General features: G+C 57.2%; 10 protein-coding genes. 9 read left to right on the top strand and 1 reads right to left on the bottom strand.

The genetic code is table 11. The features are described 5' to 3' along the window. Window positions 1-17 precede the first annotated feature (17 nt). From Q0Y02_RS12520 to Q0Y02_RS12530, 3 genes are all read left to right on the top strand, one after another. A complete protein-coding gene (locus tag Q0Y02_RS12520) occupies window positions 18-728 on the top strand; it encodes a response regulator transcription factor (protein WP_297768879.1) in 711 nt (236 codons plus the stop codon). Beyond that, window positions 728-2,068 carry a sensor histidine kinase gene (locus tag Q0Y02_RS12525; RefSeq protein WP_297768882.1) on the top strand — a complete coding sequence of 447 codons (1,341 nt, stop codon included), beginning with the start codon at window positions 728-730 and terminating at the stop codon, window positions 2,066-2,068. The genes Q0Y02_RS12520 and Q0Y02_RS12525 overlap by 1 nt, the downstream gene beginning before the upstream one ends. A 181-nt stretch (window positions 2,069-2,249) precedes the next feature. Further along, window positions 2,250-4,196 (top strand): ligand-gated channel protein, encoded by a 1,947-nt coding sequence (locus Q0Y02_RS12530; protein WP_297768885.1) that lies wholly within the window; start codon window positions 2,250-2,252, stop codon window positions 4,194-4,196. Between the two features lie 61 nt (window positions 4,197-4,257). Here Q0Y02_RS12530 and Q0Y02_RS12535 read toward each other — a convergent pair whose 3' ends face one another. Next, complete coding sequence (locus Q0Y02_RS12535) at window positions 4,258-4,656, bottom strand: DUF4168 domain-containing protein (protein WP_297768887.1); 399 nt, start codon at window positions 4,654-4,656, stop codon at window positions 4,258-4,260. 304 nt (window positions 4,657-4,960) lie between these two features. On the opposite strand from Q0Y02_RS12535, the gene Q0Y02_RS12540 reads away from it, so the two are divergent. The 6 genes from Q0Y02_RS12540 (at window position 4,961) to tssK (ending at window position 11,475) form a co-directional block, all read left to right on the top strand. Next, complete coding sequence (locus tag Q0Y02_RS12540) at window positions 4,961-5,473, top strand: outer membrane beta-barrel protein (protein WP_297768889.1); 513 nt, start codon at window positions 4,961-4,963, stop codon at window positions 5,471-5,473. A 177-nt stretch (window positions 5,474-5,650) separates the two neighbouring features. After that, window positions 5,651-6,361, top strand: a complete 711-nt coding sequence (locus tag Q0Y02_RS12545) for a phosphoadenylyl-sulfate reductase (protein ID WP_297768892.1) — start codon at window positions 5,651-5,653, stop codon at window positions 6,359-6,361. Window positions 6,362-6,474: 113 nt separating this feature from the next. Further along, the gene (pbpC, locus tag Q0Y02_RS12550) at window positions 6,475-8,808 is read left to right on the top strand and encodes a penicillin-binding protein 1C (protein WP_297768895.1); all 2,334 of its coding nucleotides are present in this window, start codon (window positions 6,475-6,477) and stop codon (window positions 8,806-8,808) included. A gap of 348 nt (window positions 8,809-9,156) precedes the next feature. Further along, complete coding sequence (locus tag Q0Y02_RS12555) at window positions 9,157-9,645, top strand: hypothetical protein (protein WP_297768898.1); 489 nt, start codon at window positions 9,157-9,159, stop codon at window positions 9,643-9,645. A gap of 22 nt (window positions 9,646-9,667) precedes the next feature. After that, window positions 9,668-10,111 (top strand): type VI secretion system lipoprotein TssJ, encoded by a 444-nt coding sequence (tssJ, locus tag Q0Y02_RS12560; RefSeq protein WP_290510950.1) that lies wholly within the window; start codon window positions 9,668-9,670, stop codon window positions 10,109-10,111. 26 nt (window positions 10,112-10,137) lie between these two features. Next, complete coding sequence (gene tssK, locus Q0Y02_RS12565) at window positions 10,138-11,475, top strand: type VI secretion system baseplate subunit TssK (RefSeq protein WP_297768905.1); 1,338 nt, start codon at window positions 10,138-10,140, stop codon at window positions 11,473-11,475.

Below are 11,475 nucleotides of genomic sequence, written 5' to 3' on the forward strand. Positions count from 1 at the left end.
ATTTCTATCATTCGCGAATGAATGCTGTTGCCCAAATTCCCTCCCGTTTGCTGGTCATCGAAGACGATGCTGTGCTCAGCGCGCATCTCCATGATTTCCTGTCTGAGCGCCGTTATCAGGTCACCCTCTGTATGGATGGCACGCTCGGCTTGGCGGCGGCGTCATCTGGAGACTTTGATCTGGTATTGCTGGATATTTTGCTACCCGGGATGAATGGCCTGGAGTTGCTGGGCCAGCTTCGCCACAGGAGCCCGGTGCCGGTGATCGTGGTTTCTGCACTCGGTGATGAGCAGGCCAGGATTCAGGGCCTGATCGGCGGGGCGGATGACTACCTGCCCAAGCCGTTCAGTATGGCCGAACTGGCGGTGCGGGTAGAGGCAGTGCTGCGCCGGGTGAGCATGGAGCGACACCGGGCGGTGCCGTCGAATTCAGTGGGTGGGCTGGTTCTGGAAGAGGCGGCCGAGACCGCTTGTTATCGCCAGCGTGATCTGGGGCTGACCACCACGGAATTTCGTTTGCTGCAGGTCCTGCTGGAGCACCATGACCAGGTTCTCAGCAAACCCTTTCTTTACCAGACTGTGTTATATCGGGGCTGTGGTCGCCATGACCGGAGTCTGGATCTGCATGTAAGCCACCTGCGTCGCAAGTTGCGTGATGCCGGCGTGCCCGAATCCTCTGTTCGCACCGTCTGGGGCCAGGGATACACCCTGATTACCGAGAACTTGTGATGCTGCGCCGACATTCCCTGTTGTGGCGGCTGGCGTTGCTGTTGATGGTGACGGTGGTTTGCACCGTGACACTGAGCGACTGGCTTAACCGCACTCTCAGTAGCCGTGCCCTGTTACTCAGCGATGAGGCGAAAAACGTCATGCGCGGTTATGCCGCCGACGCGGAGCAGGCCTGGCGAGTGAACGGTGCAGCGGGGGTGGAGCACTGGATCGCTGCCATGCGTGATCGTGAACCCGGTGACATCATGGTAGTCAGCCAGGATGACCAGTCACTCAGTGGCATTCCCCTGACAGAATCGGAACGGGCCGGCCTGCGATTTCAACGGGGTCTGGAGTGGCGCATGAGTTTTCGCTATCGCTCCATGCCCTATATCGGAGTGCCTTTCCCTGACAACGCGGAGCAGGGCAGCCTGGTGATGCAATTGCCACCCCGTTATATGCCCGGGCAGGACTGGCCACTATGGAAGTCCTTGCTGATGGTGGGTCTGCCGGCATTGGTGGCACTGATTCTCGGTCTGTTGCTGTTTTGGCGCCTGCGTGTGCCGCTGCGAGAATTGCAGCACCAAGTGCTGCAATTCAAGGATGATCCGCAGGCCCGGGTCCAGCCGTCGCTGAGCAACCGTCGTGATGAATTTGGCGATGTGGCGCGCAGTTTCAATCACATGGCCGAGCAGGTGTCGGCCATGCTGGCCACCCAGCGTCAGCTTCTCAACGATATGTCCCATGAGTTACGCACGCCACTCAGTCGTCTGGCGGTGGCATTGGAGGGTGATCTGGATGAAGCGAGGCTACGACAGCGGGTGGCACGTGAGCTGGTCCAGATGCGTACCCTGGTCAACGATACGCTTACCCTGGGTTGGCAGGATACGGAATCCGTTGACGGTGGGCAGGAGCCGATCCCGTTGCAGGCTCTATGGGATGTGGTAAGCGACAACGCCGCCTTCGAAAGTGGCTGGCTCCAGTCACGCTTTCCCTGCGACCTTCCTGCCGATGCGCAGGTCCGTGGCAATCTCAATGCGCTGGCTCAGGTGCTGGAAAATCTGGTGCGCAATGCGGTGCGCTATTCTCCGGCGCAGGGGCGGATTTCCCTGTCGGGGACCCGAGAGGGGGAGTGGTGGCATCTGTGGGTCACTGATCAGGGACCCGGTGTGCCTGCGGATCGGCTGGAGGACATCTTCGCACCTTTCGTCCGTCTGGATAGTGCCCGGGCCGGCAACAGTGGTTTCGGGTTGGGGTTGAGCATTGCCCGCCGTTCCGTGCAGCGGCTTGGCGGCCAGTTGTGGGCAGAAAATACCGTCCCCGGCCTGCGGGTCCACCTGCGATTGCCGGCCGCTGTATAGTTTGTAAATCTGCTTTATCTGCAAATAAGAATCAATATCATTCTTTCCCGTGAAGCATGTCCCTACATGCCCTGTGCGGCCCTATGGCCGCGTTTCGGGGGATCAGTCTCTGTCTGACAGTCAGGGGGTGTCTGGGCCCCGACCGTATGTCGAGATAATTGAGGAGAGAAGGAAGATGGTAATGCGTTTGGGGAACCTGGGGTTGGTGCTGGTAGCGACCAGCGGTATTGCCTGGGCTGAGCAGGAAAGCCACGAACTGGGTCAGATTTCGGTGACTGCCGGGGGGTATGCCCAGCAGGTGGAAGATGCGCCGGCTTCCATCAGTGTGATCAACCGGGAGCAGATCGAGCAACGCTATTACAAGGATGCCACCGATGCTCTGCGGGATATCCCCGGGGTGATCGTGACCGGTGGCGGTTCCGGCGATCGCGGCACGGATATTGTCATGCGTGGTATGCCTTCGTCATACACCCTTATCCTCGTCGACGACAAACGCGTCTCCACCCGCGAAACCCGCCCCAACGGCAGCGCCGGTTTCGAGCAGGACTGGTTACCGCCCTTGCAAGGCATCGAGCGAATTGAAGTGGTGCGCGGGCCCATGTCCACCCTGTACGGCTCCGATGCTCTTGGTGGCGTCGTTAACATCATCACCCGTAAAGTGGCTGACGAGTGGGGTGGCTCGGTCCAGCTGGATACCATCATCCAGGATGATTCCCGATCAGGAGATATCAAGCAGGGTAATTTCAGCCTCAACGGCCCCCTCAAGGAAGGGCTGGTGGGGTTGCAACTCTATGGTCGCTTTCAGGACCGGGAAGAGGATTTGTTTGAAAACGGTTTTGAAGAAAAATCCCTGAAGAACCTGACTGCCAAGGTATCGGTGACGCCCAGCGAGGATCATGACCTTGTGCTGGAGGCCAGTCAGGTGGATCAGCGTCGTCGTTCGCTGGTCGGTTACAGCGCTCAGGCCACCGGCTGTCGTGGTGGCTGTACGGATTCCGATAATCGCAGCAGCCGCGAAGCGTTCTCGCTGAGCCATACCGGGCGCTGGGCGATCGGTACCTCCGACACCTACGTGCAACGGGAAAGAGCGGAAAACGAAAACCGCGAGATGGTGATTACCAACACCACAGCGAAATCGTCACTGGTAATGCCGCTGGGTAATCATAGGGTCACCATGGGGGCGGACTTTATTGAGGAAGCGCTCTCGGACAAGACGTCCAACCGGATTTCCGACCTAACCCGTATCGATACCGCAAAATATGCACTGTTCGCAGAAGACGAATGGATGCTGACTGATACCTTCTCTCTCACCGCCGGGGCGCGGATGGATGACGATGACAATTTTGGTAGTCACTTCAGCCCCCGACTTTATGGCGTGTGGGGCTTCAGCCCTCGCTGGACCCTGAAAGGGGGTGTCTCCACCGGTTTTCGTTCTCCCTCGCTGCGGGAAATTACCCCGGACTGGGGACAGGTGAGTCGTGGTGGCAATATCTATGGCAACCCGGATCTGGAACCGGAAACGTCGGTAAACAAGGAGCTGGGGCTTTACTTCAATGCCGGACGTAGCCTGATGGCGAACGTCACCGTTTTCCATAATGATTTTGAAGACAAGATAACCCGCATTGCCTGCCCGGTTGCTATTTGTACTGACGGTGCCAACCAGTTCGGCTCTGACCCCACCTACCGAGTCAATGTGGACGAAGCGGTAACCCGGGGGGTGGAAGCTGCCCTGTCGACTACGCTGTATCGAGTGCTGACACTGAACCTCAGCTATACCTATACGGATTCCGAGCAGAAATCCGGCGAATACAAGGGAGAACCGCTGAATCAGTTGCCGGAACATCTGGCCAGTCTGCAAGCCAACTGGCAGGCCACAGATACCGTATCGCCTTGGGCGACTGTGCGCTACCGCGGGGAAGAGAGTCAGCCGACTACCGGGCCTTCCAGCAGTGCCATTATCGCGCCGTCAAATACGCTGATCGATGCGGGGGTGGGGTTCCGGTTGTCGCCGCAGGCAAAGCTGAACACTGGCATCTATAACCTGACGGACAAGGAAATCCTGATGGATGAGTATGGTTATGTGGAAGATGGCCGGCGTTACTGGTTGGGGGTAACCGTGAATTTCTGATGGTTTTTGAAACAAAAAAACGCCGGCTAATGCCGGCGTTTTTTTGTCTTCAGCCTTACGGTTACAGTTTTTCCTGAAGGCTGGCGCGGAAGTCCGCATCATACTGTGCCAGACGAACGATCTGGTTGTATTTTTTCAGTTCCAGGCCGTTGTCTTCCACGGCTTCTACCATTTTTTGCTGGGCTTCCTGCTGTACTTCCATCGCTTTCTTGGGCTTGTCCTGGTTGGCCTTCAGCTTCTGGGAATACTTTTGTTGAATGCCTGCCATGTCTTTCTGAGTGGCAACAAATGCATCCAGGTCAGCATCGGAAAATTCGGATGCATCCGGCAGGTTCTGTTGCTGAGGCATGTTCTGGGATTGCGGAGCGCCTTGTTGCGTGCCGGGCTGCTGTGCGGTGGCGGTGGCGGTCAGAGCGCTGGAAAATAGCAGTGCGGCCATGGCGATTATTGGCTTTTTCATAGATCAGTCTCCTTTACGTCTTCATGCCCCCCTGCATGGGTGAGAGGGCAATGTTGTACCACGGCGTATCGATTCGTCGCGTATGGCACCTGCCAATTCCGACAAGTCTGACAGTATCCGTTCCGTGTCTTTTGTTAAGTTATGTAAATAAGTGCTGCAGTCGTCATTCACCGCGTGTCACTGGTAATTGACCGTCAAACATCCCGCTACGCCCAACACTTTCCTTTTGACGCTATGACCGTTTCAATAGGTATGTGGACTTTTGTCCACGATGGGACTGATAAGAAAAACCAAGGAGAGCTGAATGTTGAAAAGATCCGGAATTTTTCGCGGAACGCTTGCAGCAGGAATGTTGTTTGCCGGCACGGCGGCACAGGCAGAGTTCTACACCGGTGCCCAGGTCAATATGATGAACATCGATCGTGGTTCGGTCAGCAATGTGACCCTCACTGGTCTGACACTGCGTGGTGGCATGGTACTGCACGAGCTGGTTAGCGCCGAGGTTCATGCCGGCAAGGCATTCGATGATGATTCCTACCGCGGTGTGGAAGTGGAGAACGACTTTCACTACGGCGTCTACGCCCGGCTGACACCACCGCTGGCCGGTCCGGTTCGCCCCTATCTGATCGGGGGCTACAGCTATGTGGAAAATGACTTCAATGGCGAAACCCTGCGTGACGATGGCGCCTCCTACGGCGGTGGCTTTGATCTGGGCATGGAAGAGCACATCAGCATGAGCCTGGAGTATTTGCGTCTGGTGGATAATGACTTCGGTACCCAGGAACTGATCGGACTGGGGCTTAACTACAAGTTCTGAGGCAGTAAATGTCGGGTCGTACCGGGGATAAGGCGAGTAGTCCATGTTCCCGGTGCGATTACCGGTTGCCGTTTCATATGTCTCATAGTTATAAAAGTATCACTATATATTCCTTTATCTTCTTCGCTGACCCCCTATCATGGCACTCGCAATTCCTGTTTTGAGGTGCTGTAGATCATGGGTAGTGCACAGCTTATTACACGATTCGGAGACAACACCGCCGGCCTGTCCAAAGAGGCACTGGAGGAGCTGAACCGTGTCTATGGTCCGTTGAGTTTTGAGGAACGTATCGCCCGCGTATTCGAGGATTTTTCCCCCGAGCGGATTATGGTTACCTCTTCCTTCGCGGCGACCTCCGCCTATTTTCTGCACATCATCTCAACGATTCGTCCTGAACAGCCAGTACACTTCATCGATACCGGCTATCACTTTGAGGAAACCCTCAAGTATAAGGACTACCTGGTGGAGCGCTTTGGCCTGACTGTCGTTGACGTGACGCCGGACCCGGATCATCACCAGGTGTCCCTGGAAAACCGCATGTGGGAATCCGATCCCGATCTGTGCTGTCAGGTGAACAAGGTGAACCCCCTGGATGAGGCCAAGGAAAACTACGACCTGTGGATTTCCAGCCTGATGGGTTGGCAGACCGAGCACCGCGCCGGGCTGCAGGTATTCGAAGAGCGTGGCGGGATGATCAAGTTCAACCCTATGATCGACGTCACCAAGGAACAGCGCGATAGCTATATCGAAGAACACGATCTGCCGTTCCATCCGCTGGTGGCGGAAGGCTATAACTCTATCGGCTGCAGCCACTGTACCTTCAAGGGCGAAGGCCGCGAAGGTCGCTGGAAAGGTCAGCAGAAGACTGAGTGTGGCCTCCACCTTTAAGTCCTTCCTGAACCACACAAACCGGGCGCTTAATGCGCCCGTTTTTTTGTTCGGTCGACCCTCTCCCCATTGTTGAGTAGGCTTTCGGTTTCTCTCTCTCTGCCTGCCAGCCCATGAAGCGACAATATTCCAAAAGACGATTTCTTCTGACAGGCGTGTTGCCTGGGTTGCTACTGATGCTGGCGGCCCTGCAATGGTGGCCACTGCCCGAGCGACTGCATAACACGCCTTATGCCACCTTGATGCTTGATCGTAACGGCCGTTTGCTGGACGCCCGGATTGCCGAGGATCAGCAGTGGCGCTTTGTGCCGGTGGATCAGCTGCCTGACAAGTACGAGCAGGCGTTACTGCTGTTCGAAGATCGACGTTTCTACCAACACCCGGGCATTGACCCGCTAGCCATCGCCCGCGCCATGCGCCTGAACCTGGAAGCGGGCAAGGTGGTCAGTGGCGGCTCCACCCTGACCATGCAGCTGGCCCGCCTATTGCGCGATGACCCGCCGCGAACCCTGATTGAAAAAGCTCGTGAGGCGCTACTGGCATTGCAGCTGGAGTGGCACTTCAGCAAGCCGGAGATCCTTGTGCAGTACGCCAGCCGGGCTCCCTTCGGTGGCAACATTGTCGGTTTGCGTGCCGCATCTTGGCGTTATTTCGGCCGCCAACCGGGTGCCCTGAGCTGGGCGGAAGCGGCCTTGTTGGCGGTGCTGCCCAATTCGCCTTCGCTGATCCATCCTGGGCGTAATCGCGAACGCCTGCTGGCCAAGCGCAATGCTTTGCTGCAGCAGCTTCACCACCAGGGTGCCATGGCAGAGGCAGATCTTCGCCTGGCGCTGATGGAGCCTTTACCTGCTGCGCCCAGGCCCCTGCCGGGTCTGGCCCCTCACTTGCTCAACACTTTGTCAAAGGCTTCCTCGCGGCGACTACTGACCACAACGCTGGATGCGGATATCCAGCAGCGAGTTCAGGAGCTGGCCCGGCAACATGGCCGGCGGTTGGTCCGCGATGGAGTGCATAACGTGGCAGTGGTGGTCATTGATCATCAGCAACGGGAGACCCGCGCCTATGTGGGCAATGTCTCCCACGGTAATCCTGTGGAATACGGGGCTGCCGTGGATATCGCCAGTGCCCCTCGTTCCACCGGTAGCGTGCTCAAGCCGTTACTGTATGGTTTGATGCTGGATGACGGGCGCTTGCTGCCCGGCACCCTGGTGGCGGATCTGCCTACCAACTACGGCGGTTTCAGTCCGGAAAACTTTGACCATGGCTATCGGGGGGCGGTGCCAGCCCACCAGGCCTTGAGCCAGTCGCTGAACATTCCCGCCGTACGCATGCTGAAAGACTACGGGTTGGGCCGCTTTCATAGCGAGCTACGGCGTCTGGGCATGACAACCCTGTTTCGCAGCGCGGAAGACTACGGGCTCACTCTGATTCTCGGCGGCGCAGAGGGGCGCCTGGATGAGCTCACAGCAATTTATGCACAGATGATGGCGAGCGCCAGCGGGCTACCAGCAGACCCGGTGCGAACACTGGCAGGGCAGCAGACTGTGACAGCACCGGGAATGGCAATGAGCCCCGGCGCTGCCTGGCTGACCCTGGAAGCGTTGCGAGAGGTCGCCAGACCGGGCACGGCACAACAGTGGCGACTGTTCACCTCCAGTCAGCCGATTGCCTGGAAAACTGGCACCAGCTACGGTTTGCGCGATGCCTGGGCCATCGGCAGTAATGGGCAATACACGGTGGGTGTCTGGGCGGGTAACGGCAATGGTGAACCTGCTCCGTCCCTTGGCGGGGCAGCGACGGCTGCACCACTGATGCTGGATGTGTTTAGCCTGCTGGGCACGGCGTCCTGGCCACAGCCGCCACTGGGTGAACTGAAAACCGTTCAGGTCTGTGCCGATGATGGCTACCTGGCAGGGGGGCGGTGCGAGACCGTGGACCAGTGGGCGCCGAGACAAAGCCATTTTCAGGCCGTCACGCCACACCATATCCGTGTGCACCTGGATGCTAACGGCCAACGGGTGCACAGCCAGTGCGAATCAGTGAGCCAGATGCATCATCAGGACTGGTTTGTGCTGCCACCGGCCCAGGCCTGGTTCTATCGCCGTCACCATCCTCGTTATCGGCCCTTGCCCGCCTGGCGTGCCGACTGTGTAGCCGGCGCCCGCGCCATGCAAAGCGAGCCACCCATGGCGCTGGTTTATCCCCACGCCGGCACCGCCATTTATATTCCTGTTGAGCTGAATGGTCGTTTGGGCCGGGCGGTGTTCCGCGCCGTCCACCAACGCAGCAAGGCAGAACTGTTCTGGCATCTGGACGACAATTTCCTGGGAAAAACCCGACACTTCCACGAACAGGCCATCGTCGCCGAACCCGGCTGGCATACGCTGACACTGGTCGACGACCAGGGGTTCCGGTTACGTCATCGCTTCAAGGTGTTGGGGAAATAGCAGCTGATTTTTCTGCAAATAGAAAATCAGTATTGCAAGCCAGGCTCTGGATAATGACCGCAATTTAAAGAGTTTATCCTAACTTCGTGTAAGCAATATCTGACAGTCTCTGTAGGTGAAATTTCTTCCCTTTGTAAATACCAAGCGACTGCTCGTGAGACATCTCACACTAATGCATGTACTACCGTTTCAACTGGCTTAAATTTGCTTAAATAACAAGCAGTCGAGAGGAATTTCATCACACTTTCGATAAATTTTGGGTTTTTGACTCTGCTCTTCATTACCGAAAAAATCGCCCCCGGATTTTGATCATCGACTGGATTTGTCGAGCAAATCTCTGGGGGCGGCATGGATAGCGGCACAAAAAGGAAAAACCGAAAAGCATTGTCATCACGCTCAATCAGCGCATTGGTTTCTGGCGTGTCCCGTCTGGTAGATGGGCAGAAGCAGTTTGCTGACGAAATGGGTTTGCCTTATGCGCGTATCTTTCAGGACGGTTTTGAAGCGTTCAAGGATGCCCCGGTCGAAGAGGTAATTCTTTCCTGGCTGGACTCCGGCAGCGGCGGCCATGAAAACATTGAGCAGCTTTTCGTGGATCTGCTGGGCCACCAGATGGCGTTGGTGGAGGCCCTGGCGGAAATTCGCAGCCAGCCGCCAATGCGCCCCGCCTCACTACAAAACCTGTTCGGGCTGTTCCAGTCCGGCAGCAATCATCACACACAAGCATCGCATCGCAGCTATATGGAAGTGACCGCACCTGCGTTCATCGCTGCGTATGCACGTGCCCGGGAGCAGGGACGCTTCGACAGGCCGTTAATGGATAGTCGTTCAAGATAACTTCACTTTGGTAGGTCTCATTATGCGTTTATTCGTTGTAATAGCGTGCGCTTTTCTTTTGTCCGCTTGCGGTACCCCTGCACTGAAATTCGGCGTGTCGTCCACCGCAGACATCAACAAGAACGAGTATGGCGAACCCCTGGCCGTGGTGGTCAGGGTCTACCAGCTCAAGGACAAGCGCAGTTTCGAAAATGCCAGTTTTGATGAGCTGTGGAAGGAGGATTACAAGGCATTGGGTAACGACCTGGTGATGAAAGAGGAAGTCACCATGGACCCGGCCTATCAGCGCCACCTGGAACTTCCCCGTCATGATCAGGCCGAGTATCTGGCCGTCATGGCGGTCTACCGCGAACCGGAAAACATGAGCTGGCGGGACATCGACGAGATGCCGGGTAATTTCTTCACCCGCCGTTTTGACAAGAAAGTGCGCATCACCCTCGAGAAGAATCGCATCCTCCTTGACTGAATGACCTTGATTTGACGAGTAGTGCCATGAGTCAGCGACAGCAGAAAATTGTTTGGGCAGAGGGCCTGTTTCTTGGACAGCAGCATTTCCAGCAATGGGACCGGGTATTCCAGCGGGAGCTGCAACAGCGTAGCCAGCTCACCACTCCACACTGCTGGGGCCTGGTATCGCTGAACCTGCTGGAAGAGGCGCTGGAAATGGGTCAGTGCCGCCTCGAATCCATTACCGCCATTCTGCCCAACGGTCAATGGGTTGTGCATGACAGCCAGCGCGATGGCGGTCCGCTGTTGTGTGATCTGACCGCAGGAGGCGACCGGGTGGATGTGTGGCTGGCGTTGCCGGATAACGATCGGGTGGCCGGCATCAATGGCTACCGGGAGCAGGGCAGGCTGTGTGCCTGGCGGGCGGATTACCAGGAAGTGGCGGATGAACACGACCCCTCCCGTACCCGCGAAATCATTGTCGGCAAGCCCAACCTGTCCCTGCTGCGGGGCGATGAAAGCCGCGAGCATTATTCCTGTTTCAGGCTGGCCAGCTTTGAGCAACAAGGCGATGGCCGTTATGCCCAGGTGGAAAACTATATTCCCCCGGTGGTCACGTTGCAGGCCAGCGAGCAGTTGCAGGCCTGGATGGCACGCATTCGTGACCTGCTGTCTGCCCGGGTTCGCCAGTTGTCGCAACAGCGCAACAGCTATGGCGATATCGCCGATATGGGCAGCCGGGAAATGGGCCAGTTTCTGCGCCTGCTGCAACTGCGGCCCGCGCTGGCCACCCTGGATCATTTGATCCAGCAGGAAAGCAGCCAGCCGGAAACCCTTTACCGGGAGATGCTGCGCTTGATCACCGGCCTGAGAGATTTTCAGGCGGATATGCCGGAGCTGGAGTTGCCGCTGTATCAGCACGGGGATCTGGGATCGGTGTTCGCCACCCTGGAAACCCTGTTGCGTGAATCCCTGGCGCAAAGTGCCAAAACCGCCAGTACCGCACTGTCTCTCAATCAGGAAAGCCCGGCCCTGTTACTGGCGGAGGGGGTTCCCTGGAGCAACCTGGACAAGCAACACCTGTATCTCGGTGTATACCACGAATCCGAAGACCCGAACTGGGTCACCGACTTTTCCCGTCAGGCTAAATCCGGCAGCCGTGAGGATCTGGAGCTGATTCTGGCATCCGCATTACCCGGTATCAGGCTGGCCCATACCCAGCGTCCGCCCAACAAATTGCCGGTGAAAAGTGGCTTCGAATATTTCCGTTTCGAACCCAGCGGCGAATTCTGGCCCCGGGCCATGGAGGCGGAAAGCCTGGCGGTGTTCCTGCCCGGTCAGTTCCAGGGTAGCCGTTTTGAACTGCTGTGCGTGGAGGATTGA

The organism is uncultured Alcanivorax sp. (assembly GCF_947258575.1).
Taxonomy (GTDB): Bacteria; Pseudomonadota; Gammaproteobacteria; order Pseudomonadales; family Alcanivoracaceae; genus Alcanivorax.